Consider the following 17,991-nt stretch of genomic DNA (forward strand, 5'->3'; position numbering starts at 1 on the left):
GGTGGGAGAAGGGATTCAGTCATGAGCGCACGCGTCCCCGCCCTCCAGGAGGAAGGCATCGGTGGCGAGCAGGGCGTCCGCGACGTCGGGCAGGGCGCAGCCCACGATGACGAAGTCGGTGTCGAGCCCCGCCTTGGTGCGCTGGAAGAGGAGTTCGTTGATGGCGGGCCGGCTCATCGCGCCGACGTCGCACAGGTGGAACTCCACGCGCTGCGGCTCGGCCGCCATCACCTCGGCCAGGACCCGCCGGAACTTCGTCAGCTCCGCGGTGTCGATGACGCCGGAGCAGTGCACGTGCGCGGTGCCGCCCTGCAGCTCGGTGCGCATCCGCAGGCGCATCCGGGCCGGCTCCAGTTCGACGCGCACGCGCACCGGTTCGTCGCCCTCGGGCAGCCGGACGGTGAGTTCCTTGGCGTCGAAGTTGTGGTACGGACGGCCGTCCACCCACACCCCGGTCAGCTCCACCGCCCCGGCCGGCAGCAGGTCCGGCGCGACGCGCAGGGTGCGGCCGGGCAGGTCGTGCGGCCGCGGCCGGAAGTGCAGGGTCAGCGTGTCGTTGCTGATGAGCAGGCCGGTGTAGGCGGCGGCCAGGTAGCACAGCTCCAGGGAGTGGTAGCCGGCCATGGAGTGGCTGCCCTTGAGCCGCTCGGTGCCGAGCAGGTACGGGATGCCGTTGGCCAGCACGTTGAAGTACACGCCGCCGTCGTCGTAGTCGAGGAAGAAGGCGTTGTGGAACGAGGCCGCCTCACGGGCCAGGCGCAGGTGCTCCGGATCGTCGGTGAGGCCCGCGAGGATCAGATAGGCCAGGATCGCCTGTTCCTGCTGCCACCAGGCCTTGCGGTCGTGCCACACCATGCGGTGCATGCCGCCGTCCGGGTCGGCCTTGCGCTCCACCACGTCGTACCAGCCGCCGCGCAGCTGGTCGCTGCCGACGGCGGGCATGATCTCGCCGATGCGCTCCGCGAGGGTCCGGTAACCCTCCTTGTCCACCAGGGACGTGATGCGCATGAGGTTCCAGGCGATCTTCAGGTTGTGACCGACGACGGCCCGGTCCTGCTGCCAGCCCCAGGTGCGGTCGGGCGACCAGTCGGCGTGGAACCGCTCCTGCACGAACGGGCTGTTCGGCTCGTCGGGGAAGCGCTCCACGATGGTGTCCGCGGTCTCCTCCAGGAGCGCCGCGAAGTCCTCCCGGCCGGTGGCCAGGTACGCGTTGATCAGGTACGCGGGGGCGTGGTCGCCGATCGAGTTCCAGTTCTTGCGCGACCGGTTGGGGCCGAGCGAGTCGGCGTGCGGGTCGAGCGTGATCGGATCGAGGTGCGAGAAGAACCCGCCGTGCTCCCGGTCCCGGAAGAACTGCTCGAACAGCGCGACCGTACGGTCGATGTCGTTGAGGATCCGCGGGTCACCGGTGACGCGGTACGTCTGGGTGGGGCCGGCGAGCGCGTAGATCTGCTCGTAGATCGGGATCGCGTCGAAGTCGTCGCCGAACTCGGAGGCGTAGACCTTGCGGTGGCCGGCCGGTGTGACGTCGATCCCGTGGTACCAGTAGACGACCCCGTCCTGGTCGTCGGCGACCCGCATGTGCTCGCGCAGGTACTCCGTGCCCGACTCGGCCGCGTCCAGGAAGCGGTCCTCGCCGGTGAGCAGATACGCGGTCGACAGGCCGTACACGAGCCGCGAGATGGTGTCGGTCTCCTGGCGTACGTCCGCGCCGTCGAAGTCCGGCAGGTGGGTGCCGTGCAGCGTCAGGTTGGTGCGGAAGTTGCGCCAGTCGTACTTGCCGTCGGGGAAGTGCCCGCGCAGGTAGAAGTCGGCGATGGCGGCGGCCTGCTGGACCCACCAGGCCGGGTGCTCGAAGACGTAGGAACCGCGGTGCTCCTCGGGGAAGGTGATCTCCTTGGCCTCGAACCGCTCGCCGTCGCCCCACTCGTAGCAGATGCCGTACGCGAAGACGTAACGGCCCTCGGCGAGCATGTCCAGGGTGGCCCCGGTGGTGTCGCGGTACGGGTCACCGAGGTTGCGTACGATGCGGGAGGCGACGTTGCGCGGCAGGTGGACGGTGAACTCCCGGCCGTCCGAGGTGCGCAGGCCGAAGCGGCGGCCTGTGGGGCTGAAGTAGGTGACGTAACCGGCGAGTGTGTCGGAGAACGTGCGGCGACGTGCGGCGGATCCACTCATCGGGGGTTGTCCTTCGCGTCAGGCAGGGCCGCGAGCAGCACGACGCTGCGGCCGTGGGCGTGGAAGGTGTGGTCGTCGTGCGGCTCCTCCTGGCCGGCCGGAAGAAGATCCCGCGGGCCGGCCTGGGCGGTGTCCAGGACGCGGTGCCAGCGGTGGCCGCGGATCCGCGGCAGCTCGAAGTCGAGGCCCAGGTGGTACATGTTGAGCATCAGATGCAGGTCGGGATCGCCGTCGAACCCGCCGAACGTGCAGGCCAGGACGCGGGCGTTGGTGTCCTCCCAGCCGGGCTGCTCCAGGCGCGTGCCGTGCCAGGTGATGTCCGGCAGATGCCGGGAGTTGAGGCGCCCGGTGTAGAAACGGGGTGCGCGGAAGGTGCGGTAGCGGCGGCGCAGCTCGATCAGGCGCCGGGTGAACTCGAAGGTCTCCTCCTCCTTCGCGGCCTGGTCCCAGTCGAGCCAGGACGTCGGGTTGTCCTGGCAGTACGCGTTGTTGTTGCCGTTCTGCGTGTTGCGGAACTCGTCGCCGGCGAGCAGCATCGGCACACCCCTGCTGAGCATCAGCACCGACAGCAGGTTCTTGATCTGCCGCACCCGCAGGCGCTCCACCTCGGGATCGTCGCTGGGGCCCTCGGCCCCGCAGTTCCAGCTGAAGTTCTCGTCCGCTCCGTCGGTGTCGGCCTCGCCGTTGGCGTAGTTGTGCTTGTGGTCGTAGCTCACCAGGTCGTTGAGGGTGAAGCCGTCGTGGCAGGTGACGAAGTTGATGCTGTTGGTGGGCAGTTCGTTCTGCGGCCCGAACAGGTCCTCGGAGCCGCCGAGCCGCTTGGCGAGGTCGCCGACGACACCGGCGTCACCGCGCACGAAGCGCCGCACGTCGTCCCGGAACGGCCCGTTCCACTGCGCCCAGCGCTTTCCGGGGAAGCGGCCCACCTGGTAGAGGCCGCCGCCGTCCCACGGCTCGGCGATGATCTTCGTCTCGGCGAGCACCTTGGACAGCTCGATCGCCCACAGGACCGGCGGCACCGCCATCTCGTAGCCCTGGTCGCCGCGCGAGAGCTCGGAGGCCAGGTCGAAGCGGAAGCCGTCGACATGGTGCTCGGTGACCCAGTACTCCAGGGACTCGATGATGAACTTGGCGACGAAGGGGTGGTTGGCGTTGACCGCGTTGCCGCAGCCGGTGAAGTCCATGTAGTGGCTGCGGTCCTGCGGCCACAGGTGGTAGTACGCCTCGTTCGCCTGGCCGCGGAAGCTGATGGTCGGGCCGAACTCATTGCCCTCGCTGGTGTGGTTGAAGACCACGTCGAGGATCACCTCGATGCCGGCCTTGTGCAGCGCCTTCACCATGTCCCTGAACTCGGTGATGTGCGTGTTCAGGTGGGGTGAGGTGCAGTAGCCGGTGTGCGGCGCGAAGAAGCCGTACGGGTCGTAGCCCCAGTAGTTGTGCAGCGGGGTGCCGTCCGGGCCGTTGCGCAGGACGTGCGTCTCGTCGAAGTCGAAGACGGGCAGCAGTTCGACGGCGGTGATGCCGAGCCGCTTGAGGTGCGGGATCTTCTCCACGACGGCGGAGAACGTGCCGGGGTGCGCGACGCGTGCGGTGGGGGAGGCGGTCAGGCCGCGCACGTGCGTCTCGTAGATGACCGTGTCCTCCATCGGCGTGCGCAGCGGCCGGTCGCCCTCCCAGTCGTAGTCGTCCAGGTCGACGACGAGGCTGCGCATGCACGTCTCGACGTTGTCCTGCGCGCCGATCGCCAGCGTCCGGTTCCAGCGGGAGTTGATGTTGGCGCGGGCGTAGGGGTCGAGCAGCACCTTGCGGTGGTCGAAGCGGGTGCCCGTCCGCTTGGGATCGCGCGGTCCGTCCATGCGGTACGCGTAGACCTGCCCGGCGCCGATCCCGGCGACATGGCAGTGCCAGAAGTGGAAGCTGCGGTGCTTGTCCGGGTGGAGGCGGATGGTCCGCGAGGGCTGCGGGTCGTCGCACTTGTCGAAGAGGAGCAGGTCGACGCGGGTGGCGTGCTCCGAGAAGACGGAGAAGTTGACTCCGCCGTCGACGACGGTGGAACCCAGCGGCTGGGGGCGTCCCGGCGAGATCTGCGGCGCCTCGGTCATGGTGGTCTCCGGTTTCGCGACAAGTGGGGGGTGCTGGTGCGGTGTCGGGGGGTGAGCGCTCAGGCCGGGGCCCGCAGCGGGGCGGTCTCGTCCGCGCTGAGCCCGGCGAACAGTTCCTCCCAGTCGCCGGGGGCGCTGCCCGCGCCGCCCCGCATCTCGAAGGTCAGCCCCTTCGCGGACGGGCAGTACAGGGCCTGGACGCAGGCCTCGGCCACGTCCTGCAGGGCGACATAGCCGTCCCTGCGGTCGCCCTGCTCCAGGAGGACGCGGCCGTCGTCGGCGCGTTCGGCGCGGTCGGTCAGCCAGCCCGGGCGGACGATGGTGTAGTCGAGTCCGGAGGCGCGGACCGCGTTCTCGCCGGCCAGCCGCCAGTCGAGCATCCGGCCGTAGGCGTTCATCGGGTGCTCGGGACGGGTCACGTGCCGCTGGCTGACGAGGACGAAGTGGGCCTGCCCGGTGCCGTCCTGGCGCAGCAGCGCGTCGAGGGTGTTGAGCACGCCGGAGTGGAGGGTGCTGCGGGGGCTGTCGGGGCCGGTGGTGTCGGTGCCCGGCTCCACGGTGTAGACGACGGCGGAGCAGCCGCGCAGCGGCAGGGACAGGGACTCCGGGTCGCGGACGTCGCCGAGGAAGAACTGGGCGCGGGGCGGCAGATGGCGCTGTGCGCGCTGCTTGCTGCGGCCGATGACGTGGACGGTCTCACCGCGGTCGAGGAGCTTTCGGGTGACGATCCGGCCGACCCGGCCGGTGCCGCCGATCACAGCGATGGCAGTGTTCACGTGAGCTCTCCTGAGGGGGACAGGGGCGCGGTTCACACCCACTGCAAGATGTCGTCCGAACTGGTGAGCTGGGTGCCGCTGGGCACACCGGAGACGGCCGGCACGCGCAGCCGCGGATAGACGCTGACGCCGGAGAGCCGGGTCCCCGACCACAGCTGGGCGCCGTCGCCGACGGCGGACAGGGCTTCGAGGCGGACCGGGTCGCGGACGTCGGAGTGCACCTGCACCATCGGGCCCACGTAGGAGTCGCTGATGTGGGCGTAGGCTCCGATGACGGCGGAGTCGCCGAGCACGCTGCCCTCGACCTGGGCGCCCTCGTGCAGGTCGACGCCGTCCCCGACGTCGGTGGCGCGCAGCCGGACACCGGCGCCGATCTCCACGTGCCGGCCGATGCGCACGCCGGGACCGATGGCGACGCTGCCCTCGGCGATCTTCTGGGCGAGTGTGGTGCCGGTGATGTGGTCCTTGGAACGCAGACTGGACTCGTGGATCCAGTACCGCGGGTCCGTGCTGAGCGGGGTGCCCAGGGCGTGGTCCATCTGCGGGTACAGGCCGCCGAGCGCGTCGCTGATCGTGCCCAGGTAGTCGCGGATGTTGCCGAGGTCGCCCAGGCGTGCGATGGGTTCGACGGCCACCGGGTGCCCGAGGCCGACGAGGCGGGGCAGCAGGTCGTTGCCCCAGTCCAGGCGCTGCTGGGCGAGGCGGATGAGTTCCGGGGTGCGTGCGGCGAGCCGCAGCCGGGCGCAGTCGATGAGGTACATCCCGGCGTTGGTGGCCAGGGAGCGCGGCCCCTGCGGCTGGGTGATCTCGGGGAACTCCCGCTCGATGACGGAGAGTTGGGGCTTCTCGAGGAAGCCGCAGACCAGGCGCCGGGAGGTGGTGCGCATGACGCCGTACTTGCCGGCGATCTCCTCGGGGGTACGGGACACGGCGGCCACGGTGACCACGGCGTCGGTGTCCCGCTGGGCGGCGAGCAGCCTGTCCAGCGAGAACTCGAACAGCGAGTCGACGGGGAGGACGAGCGCGGTACCCGTCAGGTTCCACTGCTCCAGGTTGTGCAGGGTGGCCGCGCCCGATCCCACGTTGTACGGGTCGAAGCGGGCCCGTGAGTAGTCGATCTCCACTCCGTACCGCTCGCCGTGGCCGAGCACCAGCTTGATCTGGCTGCGGTTCTCCACCCCCTGCGCGACTACGTAGAAGCGACGGATGCCTTGGTCACGGCAGGCCTCGACGATCCACTCGATCAGCGGCCTGCCGGCGAACGGAATGAGCGCTTTGCTGCGGATGTAGTCGGCGGACTGCAGGGTGATGGGCTTCGCCCGCTCCCCTCGTCCGCCGGCCAGGATGATCGCGACCGTACTGTCGTCCCCCATCGCTTGCTCCGCCCTCCAGGCCGACTTGTCGATACCAAGAATTCAACAGTCTCTGTCATGTGGAGTCAAGTCGTCTGTCAAATATGCAGGTTGGAGCGATGATGGCTTGTCATATGGCGGAATGAAGGGCCGGCGCGGGGGAGGCCGGACCTGGCGTCGTCAGCCGGAGCGGGCCGGTGCGCGCCGAGCGGGTGGGTGCGCGCCGAGCGGCCCGCGCGCCCGGGACTGTACGCGCGGGAACAACCGCCGTGGCGACAGGCGGTGCCGGGAAAACGGCAGGCGGTTTCACGCGGACGGCGCGCGCCGTCCGCGGCCCTGCTACAGCAGGGCCGCCTGCGGGGCCTCGGCGACGAGCCGTGCCAGCCCCCGCTCGTCCTCCTCGGAGGCGGGCATGAACACCACCAGATGCTGGCCCGGGGCATCCGCCACGTCCAGTTTGGTGTAGTTCAGATCGAGCCGCCCGGCCGTCGGATGGCTGAAGCGCTTCATGGTCGGCCGGAACGCCCGCACCGGATGCTCGGACCACAGGGCACGGAACTGACTGCTCGACCTGTTCAGGGTGTCGATGAGCGCGGCGGTCCGCGGATCGTCGGGATGACGGCCGACGGCGATGCGGAACTGGCCGAGGATGTCACGGACTTCGTGCTGCCAGTCCACCAGCAGCGCCTGCATCTGCGGACGGGTGAACAGCAGCCAGATGCTGTTCCGCTCCTCCTGCGGCAGCTGTTCGAGGCCGCCGACCAGCGAGGCGTAGGCGCGATTGGCGGCCAGCACGTCCCAGCAGTCGTTGATGACATGCGCCGGGTTGGGGTCGAGCGTCTCCACCAGCTTGCGCAGGGTCGGGTTCACCGCCGTCGGCTGCGGATCCTCGGCGGGCAGCGCCGTCTCCGCCAGGGTGAACAGGTGGCGCCGCTCGGCCGGGGTCAGCCGCAGCGTCTGCGCGAGGGCTTCCAGAACCTGCCGGCTCACCCGGATGTCCCGGCCCTGCTCCAGCCAGGTGTACCAGGTCAGGCTCACCCCGGAGAGCTGGGCGACCTCCTCCCGGCGCAGTCCCGGGGTACGGCGCCGGGACCCCGGGTTCAGCCCGAGCTGCTCGGGGGAGAGCGATTCCCGCCGGGACCTCAGGAACGCCGCCAGTAACTCTCGCTGCATGCCGGCCATCCAAGCATCCCCTCCGCGCCGTGTCCTGGTGGTCATTACACCAGCATGATTGCCCCTCTGTACCCCTGTCGCCGGGCGCCGCACTCTCTTGGTGTGAGCACAGAATCGACTACCAAGGGCACGAACAGCCCCGCCGAGGCGTCCCCGTCCGCACCCGCCTGGGGAGGACCCGTCGCCGTCCTCGCCCTCGGTTCCTTCGCCATGGGCACGGACTCCTTCGTCCTGGCCGGCATCCTGCCCCAGATCGCCGGCGGCCTGCACGTCTCCACCGGCGCCGCCGGACAGACCATCACCGCGTTCGCCCTGACCTACGGCCTGGCGGCGCCCTTCCTCGCCGTCCTGACCAGCCGGCTGCCCCGCAAGCCCCTGCTGGCGGCCGCCCTCGCCCTGTTCACCGTGGCCAACCTCGCCTCCGCCGCCGCGCCGAACCTGACCCTGCTGCTGGTGGCGCGGGTCGTCGCCGGCCTGGGCGCCGCGCTGTACACCCCGAACGCCTCCGCCGCGGCGGCCGCGCTCGCCGGCCCCGCCGCCCGGGGCCGCGCGCTGTCGGTGATCCTCGGCGGACTCACCGTCGGAACCGTCCTCGGCGTCCCCGTCGGCACGGCCATCGGCCAGCACGTGTCCTGGGAGGCCAGCCTCGTCTTCGTCGCCGCCGTCGGCGCCCTCGCGCTGCTCGGCGTCCTCGCGGTACTGCCGGCCCTGCCGATCCCGCCGGCGATCCCCCTCGCCCAGCGGTTCGCCGTCCTGGCCAACCGCCGGGTCGTGGTCATGGTCCTGTTCATGCTCCTGGCCAGCGGCGCCAGCATCATGGTCTACACCTACACCGCCACCGTGCTCGCCCAGATCGCCCACATCCACGGCACCGCCCTCGCGGCGGCGCTGCTCGCCTGGGGCTTCGGCGGCATCTTCGGCTCCTTCGGCAGCGGCTTCCTCACCGACCGGCTGGGCGCCACGCGCACCCTCACCTGCGCCATCGTCCTGCTGATCGCCACCCTGGCCCTGCTGACGGTCACCACCTCGCTCGTGCCCGTCATCATCGTCATGGCGCTCAACGGCGCCGCGGGCTGGGCCGTGTCCACCCCGAACAACCACCGGCTGACCGCACTGGTGCCGACGCTGCCCAGCGTCGTCATCTCCTTCAACTCCTCCGGCATCTACCTCGGCCAGGCCCTCGGGGCGGCCCTCGGCGGCATCCTCGTCGACCACGACATCACCGCCCGGGCCCTGTGCCTGACCGGCGCCGGCATCGCCCTGGTGGCGGGGATCGTACACGCCCTGATCCCCCGGCCGGCCCCCGAGTCCTGAGCGCGGGAACCGGCCCACCGGGGCCGGGTCACACCGGACACGAAAAGGCGGCCCTGCCCTCACCGGCAGCGGCCGCCGTGTGCTGTCGCGGTACCTGCCCCCGCGGGAGTGGGTGGTTTCGGCTGGAGCGGGAGCCCCTCACCGACAGTGTCCTGGCCCGTCTCGCCCGCACCGTCCTGAGTCTGATGGGCCGCGAGCCGTGACCGGGCTGGGGCGACGCTGTCCTCCGCCGGCGCCATGACCCCGGGCCACGCCTACCCCGTCGTACGGCACACCCCCGAGGACGGCACCCGCGCCGAACGCTAACTCGCCCGGTGCCGCCACGAGTTGCTCACCGCGGTCCGCCTCGCCCATGCCACCGGACGGCACGAGGACCGGTGCGCGGTGAGGACACCTGCCCGGGGAGGGAGAGGGCCATACGGAGTCCAGCGCGCCGGAGGCGCTCGGGTTGGTGAAGCTGGGCCGCCCGCGGCAGGCCCGCGAGCGGTTCCGGCGGCCGGGGGACGGACGGGACAGCGCGCTCAACGCCGGCAAGACACGCGGTGGCGCGCTTGCTGCGCGGCGACGTCCACCGGCATCTGGGGGACGAGCACCGGGCCGCCGTCAGCACGCTGTTCGACCAGGACCGCGGCCCGCGCGCGGAGGAGGCCCGGCGCCCGCCCCGCACCGGCCCCACGCGCTCAGCGGACGGTGAACTCGACCAGCCCGGCCTCGGGATGGTCGCCGGCCAGCACGGTGACGCACGCTCGGATGCCGGGCCGGAGCGGGACCGTGCCGGAGCGTACCCAGGCGTGCGCGGCCGAGGCGGCGACGGCGAACGACGCCCAGGCCGGGCACGCGGTCCAGCGGGCCCGGAGCCGGGCACCGTCGGCGAACCGTGCCGTGCAGCCGTGACCGGTCTCCTCGACGGCCACCAGAGCATGCCCGGGGAAGCGCCGGGCGAGGTGCGACCCGCTCACGTCGTCCGGGAGCAGCCCGCGCTCGGCGGGTACCAGGAGCACGTCGGCGGAGCGCGGCCAGCGGGGGTCGGGGTCGTCCGGGTCGGCGGCGAGATGGGCGCCGACGAGGTGCCGGCGCTGGACGCGCTGCGCCGCGGCCGGGAAACGCCGGACCCGGATCGTGAGACCGCCGTCCGGTTCGCCCTCCTCGGCGACGGTGGCGGTGACGAGGGCGGCCGGCAGCTGGGGGAGCCGGGGCGCGGCGGCGCCGGGAACGGGAACGGGTATCGCGCGGGTGGCCGCCGGACGCGCGGGCTCCGGGAGCTTCAGCCAGGTGTAGAACAGCCGGCGCAGTCGCCGGGCAGACTCGCCGGGTACCGATGTCACGCTTCGCCGCAGCGCGGCCAGCTCGGAGTCGTCCGGCTGGGTGCGGGCCGCGCGCAGCAGCTGGGGGAGCAGCGGTACGGCGCGGGAGAGTCGGGGGAGGAGCCGGCCGAGACGGTGCATGGGGGAGCCGGGGGCGACGGCGGAATCGTCGAAGGCACCGAAAACGCCCGGAATTCCCAAAGCGGTGCCGTACAGGGTGAGCGATCCGTGGTCGCCGACGAGGAAATCGGCCGCGCACAGGGCGGCTTTCCAGATCTCGGTCTCCGGCGCGGGCAGCAGCATTCCGGATCCGGTCAGCGGGGCCAGCCAGTGGTGCATCTGCCAGGCGCCGTGGCCGTACCAGGCATTGGGGTGCAGAGCGGCGAGAACGCGGAATTCGTCGGCCGGGAGTTCCGCGAGCGCGCGGCGCAGCACCTCGGCCCCGGGCGTGCCGAGCACCGAGTCACGGCCCCAGGTCGAGGAGACGACCACCAGGCGCTGGCCGGGCAGCAGGCCGAGGGCGCGCCGGTACGCCGCCCGGAAGGGCAGGCCGGCCTGGAGCTGGTCGAGGCAGGGGTCTCCGGCGACGACGGCGCGGGGAACCGCCTCGGGGCAGCCGTCCGCGAGCCGCCGTAGCTGCTCGTCGTGGGACAGTACGATCGCGGCCGGAACGACCCGCCCCTCATGGACCAGCCACTCCGCCGTCAGCCCGAACGCTCCCGGCTTCCGGCCCCCGGCTTGTGGCTCCCGGCTCAGAACCTTGTTGTACCCAGCCCCGTGGGGCGCGCCTATGAGCGGAAAGGGCAGCCTGTGCAACTCCCCGCCGCGACTCGTGGCCACGGCGAGGTCGAACGGCTGGGACAGCGCCTCCTGCCAGGAGATCCGCGCCATTCCGCGCGAGGCGAGGAATTCCTCCGTCCCGCCGTCGAGTTCGGAGGAACCGGTACGCGTGAAGAAGACCTGGATCCGCTCGTCGCCCTCGAAGACGGCCAGCAGATCCAGCAGCCGGGTGGCGGACGTGATGTTGTGCACGACGCCGAGCACACTGCGCTCGGCGGCCACCGTGCTCCACCGCCGCCCGTCCTCCCGCAACGGCAGCGGCAGTCGGCCCGTCTCCCGCACGCGTACTCCCGGCCACGATCGCCTCACCCTGTCGGCGCACACGATAGTCATCCCGGGTACACGCCGCGGCCAGGTGCCGGCCATGCCCCGGATGGGCTCAGGACACCAGGCCCACGTGCGCCAGCGCCTGCTTCAGCAGCACGCCGTGCCCGCCCGGCATCTCGCTCTGCACGGCTCGGGAGGCGGCCTCCTGGGGGGTGAACCAGACGAGGTCCAGCGCGTCCTGGCGGGGACGGCAGTCGCCGGTCACCGGCACGATGTAGGCCAGGGACACCGCGTGCTGGCGCGGGTCGTGGTACGGAGTGATGCCCGCCGTCGGGAAGTACTCCGCGACCGTGAACGGCTGGAGGGAGGCGGGGACGCGGGGCAGCGCGACCGGGCCGAGGTCCTTCTCCAGGTGGCGCAGCAGCGCGTCGCGGACCCGCTCGTGGTGCAGGACCCGGCCGGAGACCAGGGTCCGGCTGACCGTGCCGTCGGGGCCGATGCGCAGCAGCAGTCCGATGCTGGTGACCTCGCCGCTGTCGTCCACGCGCACCGGGACGGCCTCGACGTACAGGATCGGCATCCGGGCCCTGGCCATCTCCAGTTCGTCCGTGGTCAGCCAGCCGGGCGTGGTCTCGGTCATGTCAGACATTGCTTGATCATACTTTCCGGGTGGGGCGCCCGCCGGGATCGCGGGCCGGTTCGGATACGGGCGGTCCGTACAGCCGGCGGGCGTTGTCGCGGCCCGTCCAGCCGGCGATCCGCAGGGCGTCGGCCAGGCTCAACTCGTCGGCGTCCACCCGGTCCTGCAGCAGACCGGCAAGGCCCCGGCGGAAGCACAGGGCGCCCAGGTGGTGGAACTCGGCCACACCGTAGGCGTCGGAGCTGTACAGCAGTTTGCGGAACGGGGTCACCTCCAGTGCCTCCTCCAGCACCGCGCGGCAGCGGGCCGGGCCGGTGTGGTGCAGGGCGAGGCCGACGTCCAGGTACACATGCTCGAACACCGCCGAGAGAAACGCGGCTTGACGGTGGTAGGGCCAGCAGTGCAGCAGCAGCACCGGGACCGTGCCGGCCGTCCGGCGCAGCCAGTCGGTGAGCAGGGCCGGGTCGGCGCGGTGCAGCCGCAGGTCCGCGTCGCCGAACCCGGTGTGCAGCTGCAGCGGCAGCCCCAGGTCGACGGCGGTCCACAGCAGGTGCCGCACCAGCACCGGGTCGGCGAGGCGTCCGCCCCGCGCCGCCCAGTGCCGGGCCGCCCGGGTCACCTCGGCGTCCGTGGGACGCTCGGGATCGAGGGCGAAGCCCGTGCGGTAGGCCGCGACCGACTTCACCGCCACCACGCCCGGCCGCCGTACGGACTCCTCGGCGGCGGCGCGGAACACCGCCGCGTACTCGTCCGCCTCCACGCCCCGCGCGGCCACCGCCTCGGCGACCCGCTCCAGCCGTACCACCTCGCAGGCGGTGGCGCCGGCCGCCGCCGCCAGCTCGGCGGGCGTGGTGACCGGGTGCGGGGCGAACCCGGTGTCCACGCAGAACACCCCGGCCCCGGCCGCCGTCAGGAAGCGGCGGTTGACCTCCCGCCAGCCCAGCTCCGCGCGCCGGGCCACGTAGTCGGCGGGCGGCGCGTGCCGGGGCAGGTCCAGCAGGGGCGCGCAGTGCCGGCGCACGGCCACGCCGGCAGGGGTGTCGAAGGGGGAGACGCCGGGCCAGGCCGTGCCCTCGGTGAGCAGGGACGCGAACGCGTCGGCGGCCAGGTCCGCGGTCACCGCCCCATGGCAGTGGTGGTCCACCAGAGGCAGCGCGGCGAGGGCCTCGTGGACCGGCCCCTGGGCGGCCACGGTCAGTACGCCCAGCGGTAGGCCGCCGCCAGCGCGGTGGGGGTGAGCCCCTCGGCGGCCGCCGCCTCACCGAGCCGTACGGCGCACACGGCGTCGGCGAGGTGCGGGCCCAGCGCGGCCCGCAGCACCGGGTCCGCGCGGAACTCCTCCACGGCCCGCGGCAGCGACCGCGGCAGCCGCCGCACGCCCAGCGCCGCCGCCTCGTCGGGGCCGTACCGTACCGGGTCGCCGGTGATCTCCCCGGGCAGCGGGCGGCCCGCCGAGACGCCGTCGAGGCCGGCGGCGATCACGCAGCCGAGGGCCAGATACGGGTTGGCGGCCAGGTCGACGGGCTTGACCTCCATGTTGGCGTCCTGGTCCCGGCGGCCGGCGGTGCCGGTGACGATCCGCAGGGCGGCCTCGCGGGTCTCCCGGCCCCAGGCCGTGAACACCCCCGCCCACTGGGAGGGCTGGAGCCGCAGATAGCTGGCCGGGCTCGGCGCGGTCACCGCGGTCAGGCCGGGCAGATGGGCGAGGACCCCGGCGAGGAACGACTCGGCGGTGGCCGTCATGCCGTACCGGCCCTCGCCGCCGGAGTGCAGGTTCGCCCCGTCGCGCCAGCAGGACAGGTGCAGATGGCCGCCGTTGCCGACCCCCTCGGGGAGGTAGGCGGGCGCGAAGGAGACCCGCAGCCGGTGCCGCTGGGCCACCGCCCGGATGGTCTGCCGCACCAGCACGCTGCGGTCGGCCGCCGCCACCGGGTCCAGCGCGCCCACCGACACCTCGAACTGCGCGGGCGCGTACTCGGGGTGGATCTGGTCGACGTCCACGCCCTGGGCGGCGAGCGCGGCCAGCAGTTCGGCGGTGTAGTCGCTCAGCTCCACCTGCCGGACGGCGCCGTAGGCCGGTCCGGTGGCCGCCGGGAGGAACTCGCCGGCGGGCGCGGAGCCGGCGCCGACGGCCCACTCGATCTCGATCGCCGCCCTGAACGTGAGGCCGTGGCGGTCGGCGGCGTCGGTGACGGTCCGGCGCAGGAAGGTCCGGGCACAGCCGGGGTGCCGCGCGCCCTCCTGGGTGATCCGGTCCACCGGCGCCCACGCCCAGCCGGGCTGCCCGGCCAGCGGTACGAGGTGGTCCAGGTCGGGGTAGAGCCTGAGGTCGCCGTCGGGGGAGCCGAGGGCGCCGGTGGTGACGACGGAGTCGTCCGCGAGGAACGTGTCGAACACCGGCGACATGCCGACCCCCCAGGCCACGGCCGCCTCCAGCCGGGCCGTCGGGATGGTCTTGACCCGGCAGACGCCCGCCGTGTCCACATACGCCAGGACGATGCCGTGCACGCCCCGGGACGCCAGGTCCGCGGTGAGGGCGGGCACCCGGTCCAGGTCGCCGGGGCGGCCGCCGGGCCGGGGGTCGGCGAGTGTGGTCATGTGTCCTCCTCGACGGCCCGGCCGGCGGGGGACGGCCGGGCCCGGTGTCAGGGTTTCACGGCGACCGCGCCGTACTGCGGCACCACGGCGGCCTCCGCCGCGGCGCGCCACCGCGAGCACGGCACCAGCCCGGGCTCGACCGGCTCCAGGCCGTCGAGGAAGCCGGCGATCCCCTCGCGGCTGCGGGCGGTGATCGGCGGGGTGGCGTGGGCGTTCCAGAACTCCATCGCGGCGACGTTGCCCGCGCCGCCCGCCTCGGCGTCGTAGGTCGGGTGGGTGAGCACCAGACAGCTGCCGGAGGGGACCGCCGCCATGATCCGCCGCACGATCTCCCGGGCCTCGCCGGTGTCCGGTACGAAGTTCAGGATGCCCAGCATCATCACCGCGACCGGCCGGTCCAGATCGAGGGTCCGGGCGGCGCCGCGCACGACGGCGTCCGGGTCGCGCACGTCGGCGTCGAGGTAGTCGGTGGCGCCCTCGGGCGAGCTGGTCAGCAGCGAGCGGGCGTGCACCAGCACGATCGGGTCGTTGTCGACGTACACGATCCGGGACTCGGGGGCGATCCGCTGGGCCGTCTCGTGGGTGTTGTCGGCGGTGGGCAGGCCGGTGCCGATGTCGAGGAACTGCCGTATCCCGCGCTCGGCGGCCAGGAAGCGCACCGCCCGGCCCAGGAATTCCCGGTCCGCGCGGGCCACGGCCCGGATCACCGGGAACATCCCGGCGATCTGCTCGCCCACCCGCTGGTCGACCTCGTAGTTGTCCTTGCCGCCCAGCCAGTGGTTCCAGACCCGCGCGTTGTGCGCCACGCTCGTGTCCAGCCGTGCCGTCCCGGTCGCCGGGAAGCGCCCCTCGCCCACCTGTCCGCCCCTTCTCACATGCGTTTCTCCGCCGTCATTGTGCCTGCCGGTGATCGCGCTGTCCCGGGTGACGGATCACCCCGGCGGTTCCGGGCCCGCCGGGCGGATGAGGAACACTGGACCGGTATCCCCGCACCCGACCGGAAGCACGACATGCCCGCGATACCCGCCCCCCTGTCCGACACCGCCGCGCCGCCCGCCGGGCCCGCCGACATCCGGCTGATCGTCACCGACATGGACGGGACGCTGCTGGACGACGCCAAGCGGATTCCCGACGGACTGTGGCCGGTGCTCGCCGGGCTGCGCCGCCGCGGGGTGGTGTTCAGCCCGGCCAGCGGACGGCAGTACGCGACCCTGTACCGGCAGTTCGAGCGGGTCGCCGACGGCATGGTGTTCATCGCGGAGAACGGCACGTACGTGGTCCGCGACGGCGTGGAACTCGCCTCCGACCCGCTGGACGGGACGGTCGCGGCGGAGCTGGCGCGCACGGTGCGGCGGCTGGCCGCGGACGGCGCGGACGTCGGCGCCGTCGTCTGCGGCAAGCGGGCGGCGTACGTCGAGCGGACCGACGAGGCGTTCCTCGCCGAGGTGCGCCAGTACTACGCCGAACACCGGATCGTCGAGGACGTCACCGCCGTCGAGGACGACATGATCAAGGTGGCGGTCTTCGGCTTCGGAGCCGCCGAGCACACCGTCGCCCCGGCCCTCGCCGCCTTCGCCGCCACCCACCAGGTCGTCGTCTCCGGCGAGCACTGGGTGGACGTGATGAACCGCACCGCGAACAAGGGCGCCGCCGTGCGCCGCCTCCAGCGGGCGCTCGGCGTCACCCCGGCCCAGACCATGGTGTTCGGCGACTACCTGAACGACCTGGAGATGCTCGACGCCGCCGAGTGGTCCTTCGCCATGGCGGGCGCCCACCCCGAGGTGATCCGCCGGGCCCGCCACCTCGCCCCGTCCAACAACGACGCCGGCGTGCTGCGGACCATCGCCCGCGTGCTGGACCTCTGACCGGACCTCCGGCCGGGCTCAGGGCTTGAGCGCGACCCCGCCGTACAGGGAGACCGGGCCGCCGCCGGCCGGCGGCTCGTCGGGGCGCCAGTCCGCCACCGGCACGATGCCCGGCTCCAGCAGGCCGAGCCCGGCGAAGAACCCGCTCACCTCGGCGTGCGAGCGGGCCACGAGGGTCACCCCGCCCGCCGCGTAGGCGGCGATGCCCTTGTGCACGTTCTCCGGCTCGAAGTCGGCGGTCATGGTCGACAGCACCAGCGCGCTGCCCGGGGCCAGCGCGTCGACCAGCGTGCCGACCAGGTCACGGGCGCCGTCCTCGTCGGCGACGAAGTGCAGCAGGGCGATGAGCGAGAGGGCGACCGGGCGGCCGAGGTCCAGGACGCGAGCGGCCCGTTCCAGGATGGTGTGCGGGTCGCGGGCGTCGGCCTGAACGTACTCGGTCACGCCCTGCGGGGTGCCGACCAGCAGGGCGCCCGCGTGGGCCAGCACGATGGGGTCGTTGTCGACGTAGACCACCCGGGCGTCGGGGGTCACGGCCTGGGCGACCTGGTGCAGGTTGGGCTCGGTCGGTATGCCGGTGCCGATGTCCAGGAACTGCCCGATGCCGTGCTCCGTCGCCAGCGCGCGGGTGGCCCGGCGCATGAACGCCCGGTTGGCCCGGGCGGCCCGCGGCGCCGAACCCCCGTCGATCGCCGCGATGCGCCGGCCGAGTTCCTCGTCGACCGGATAGTTGTCCTTGCCGCCGAGGTACCAGTCGTACACCCGGGCCGGATGCGGCCGGGTGGTGTCGATGACCTGCTGGATGCCCCGGGTGCCCTGAATGCCCTGGGTGCCCTGGGTGACCTGGATGTCCGCCCCGGTGTCCGTCATGCGTCAGTCCCTCCCCGTGCGGTCCCGACGGTCGTCCGGGACGCGTGGGGAGAGTCTGGCACGATCATCCGGCCCGGCGCAGACACTCCTCGGCCACCTGTCGATCGAGCGCCGCCCGGACCAGCGCGGCGGCCAGCACGGCCGGCTGGGTGTCCCCGGCCAGCGCGGTCAGCCGCTCGGGGTCCTCGGGCAGGCCGAGCCGCCCGGCGCCGGAAAGCGCCTTGCCGTCCAGGTACGGCGCCACGTCCGGCCACACCCGCTGTGCCTCGCGCAGGAAGATGCCGGCGCCGGCCGGCCCGATGCCGGGCTCCTCCTGGAGGAGTTCCCGCAGGGCGCCGACGTCGCCCTCCGCCTCCCGGTGCAGCCGGCGCAGATCGCCGCCCCAGCGCTCCTCGATCAGTTCGGCGCCGTCCCCGAGCTGGGCGGCGGTCCGTTCGTCGTACCGGCGGTAGCCGGCCCGGCCGAGCGCGTCCACCCGCCGTCGCCGGCCGGCGTCGGCCATCCGGCGCGGGCTGTCCAGGCCTTCGTCGTGCAGCGCGCATGCGGCGGCCACCGCGACCGAGGTCCGGATCCGGGCGCTGAGCAGCAGGGACAGCACCAGCAGCCGGTACAGCGACTGCGGGGTGTCCTTGAGCGGGATGCCCGCCTCCTCGGCGAACGTCCGCCCGTACCCGGACACCAGCTCCCGCAGCACGCGTGCGTCGCGGTTCAC

At 72.8% G+C, this 17,991-nt stretch carries 14 protein-coding genes; 2 read left to right on the forward strand and 12 right to left on the reverse strand.

All coding sequences use genetic code 11. From position 1 onward, the window contains the following. Positions 1-15: 15 nt before the first annotated feature. From AB0E62_RS18510 to AB0E62_RS18530, 5 genes are all read right to left on the reverse strand, one after another. Positions 16-2,178 carry an AGE family epimerase/isomerase gene (locus AB0E62_RS18510; protein ID WP_362194233.1) on the reverse strand — a complete coding sequence of 721 codons (2,163 nt, stop codon included), beginning with the start codon at positions 2,176-2,178 and terminating at the stop codon, positions 16-18. Then, positions 2,175-4,280, reverse strand: a complete 2,106-nt coding sequence (gene glgX, locus AB0E62_RS18515; protein WP_362194236.1) for a glycogen debranching protein GlgX — start codon at positions 4,278-4,280, stop codon at positions 2,175-2,177. The genes AB0E62_RS18510 and glgX overlap by 4 nt, the downstream gene beginning before the upstream one ends. 59 nt (positions 4,281-4,339) lie before the next feature. Beyond that, positions 4,340-5,056 (reverse strand): SDR family oxidoreductase, encoded by a 717-nt coding sequence (locus tag AB0E62_RS18520; protein WP_362194239.1) that lies wholly within the window; start codon positions 5,054-5,056, stop codon positions 4,340-4,342. Between the two features lie 32 nt (positions 5,057-5,088). Continuing rightward, on the reverse strand, positions 5,089-6,429 hold the full coding sequence (locus AB0E62_RS18525; protein WP_362194242.1) for an NDP-sugar synthase: 1,341 nt from the start codon (positions 6,427-6,429) through the stop codon (positions 5,089-5,091). Positions 6,430-6,747: 318 nt separating this feature from the next. Next, a complete protein-coding gene (locus AB0E62_RS18530; RefSeq protein ID WP_362194245.1) occupies positions 6,748-7,581 on the reverse strand; it encodes a helix-turn-helix transcriptional regulator in 834 nt (277 codons plus the stop codon). A gap of 102 nt (positions 7,582-7,683) precedes the next feature. On the opposite strand from AB0E62_RS18530, the gene AB0E62_RS18535 reads away from it, so the two are divergent. Continuing rightward, on the forward strand, positions 7,684-8,895 hold the full coding sequence (locus AB0E62_RS18535; protein WP_362194248.1) for an MFS transporter: 1,212 nt from the start codon (positions 7,684-7,686) through the stop codon (positions 8,893-8,895). Positions 8,896-9,575: 680 nt separating this feature from the next. Here the strand turns inward: AB0E62_RS18535 and AB0E62_RS18540 are convergent. The 5 genes from AB0E62_RS18540 to AB0E62_RS18560 form a co-directional block, all read right to left on the reverse strand. Further along, positions 9,576-11,321 carry a hypothetical protein gene (locus AB0E62_RS18540; protein ID WP_362194251.1) on the reverse strand — a complete coding sequence of 582 codons (1,746 nt, stop codon included), beginning with the start codon at positions 11,319-11,321 and terminating at the stop codon, positions 9,576-9,578. Between the two features lie 97 nt (positions 11,322-11,418). Further along, positions 11,419-11,946 carry an NUDIX hydrolase family protein gene (locus AB0E62_RS18545; RefSeq protein WP_189999304.1) on the reverse strand — a complete coding sequence of 176 codons (528 nt, stop codon included), beginning with the start codon at positions 11,944-11,946 and terminating at the stop codon, positions 11,419-11,421. 16 nt (positions 11,947-11,962) lie between these two features. Next, the gene (locus AB0E62_RS18550) at positions 11,963-13,138 is read right to left on the reverse strand and encodes an amidohydrolase family protein (RefSeq protein ID WP_362194254.1); all 1,176 of its coding nucleotides are present in this window, start codon (positions 13,136-13,138) and stop codon (positions 11,963-11,965) included. A 2-nt stretch (positions 13,139-13,140) separates the two neighbouring features. Beyond that, entirely contained in the window at positions 13,141-14,544 is a 1,404-nt protein-coding gene (locus AB0E62_RS18555) for a glutamine synthetase family protein (RefSeq protein ID WP_362194257.1), read from the reverse strand. Positions 14,545-14,591: 47 nt separating this feature from the next. Beyond that, positions 14,592-15,401: an SAM-dependent methyltransferase gene (locus AB0E62_RS18560; RefSeq protein WP_362194260.1), complete on the reverse strand. Its 810-nt coding sequence runs from the start codon at positions 15,399-15,401 to the stop codon at positions 14,592-14,594. A 153-nt stretch (positions 15,402-15,554) separates the two neighbouring features. Between AB0E62_RS18560 and AB0E62_RS18565 the strand changes: the two genes are divergently transcribed. Next, positions 15,555-16,409 (forward strand): Cof-type HAD-IIB family hydrolase, encoded by an 855-nt coding sequence (locus AB0E62_RS18565; RefSeq protein WP_362194263.1) that lies wholly within the window; start codon positions 15,555-15,557, stop codon positions 16,407-16,409. An 18-nt stretch (positions 16,410-16,427) separates the two neighbouring features. On the opposite strand, the gene AB0E62_RS18570 is transcribed toward AB0E62_RS18565, so the two are convergent. Both AB0E62_RS18570 and AB0E62_RS18575 read right to left on the reverse strand, forming a co-directional pair. Beyond that, a complete protein-coding gene (locus AB0E62_RS18570; RefSeq protein WP_362194266.1) occupies positions 16,428-17,279 on the reverse strand; it encodes an SAM-dependent methyltransferase in 852 nt (283 codons plus the stop codon). 64 nt (positions 17,280-17,343) lie between these two features. Next, a complete protein-coding gene (locus AB0E62_RS18575; RefSeq protein ID WP_362194269.1) occupies positions 17,344-17,991 on the reverse strand; it encodes an endonuclease in 648 nt (215 codons plus the stop codon).

Source organism: Streptomyces sp. NPDC038707, assembly GCF_040636485.1.
Lineage (GTDB): Bacteria > Actinomycetota > Actinomycetes > Streptomycetales > Streptomycetaceae > Streptomyces.

Coding starts and splice junctions, on each gene's coding strand:
- glgX (WP_362194236.1), bottom strand. CDS start 4,280: ATGACCGAGGCGCCGCAGATCTCGCCGGGACGCCCCCAGCCGCTGGGT.
- AB0E62_RS18530 (WP_362194245.1), bottom strand. CDS start 7,581: ATGCAGCGAGAGTTACTGGCGGCGTTCCTGAGGTCCCGGCGGGAATCG.
- AB0E62_RS18525 (WP_362194242.1), bottom strand. CDS start 6,429: ATGGGGGACGACAGTACGGTCGCGATCATCCTGGCCGGCGGACGAGGG.
- AB0E62_RS18555 (WP_362194257.1), bottom strand. CDS start 14,544: ATGACCACACTCGCCGACCCCCGGCCCGGCGGCCGCCCCGGCGACCTG.
- AB0E62_RS18565 (WP_362194263.1), top strand. CDS start 15,555: ATGCCCGCGATACCCGCCCCCCTGTCCGACACCGCCGCGCCGCCCGCC.
- AB0E62_RS18510 (WP_362194233.1), bottom strand. CDS start 2,178: ATGAGTGGATCCGCCGCACGTCGCCGCACGTTCTCCGACACACTCGCC.
- AB0E62_RS18570 (WP_362194266.1), bottom strand. CDS start 17,279: ATGACGGACACCGGGGCGGACATCCAGGTCACCCAGGGCACCCAGGGC.
- AB0E62_RS18545 (WP_189999304.1), bottom strand. CDS start 11,946: ATGACCGAGACCACGCCCGGCTGGCTGACCACGGACGAACTGGAGATG.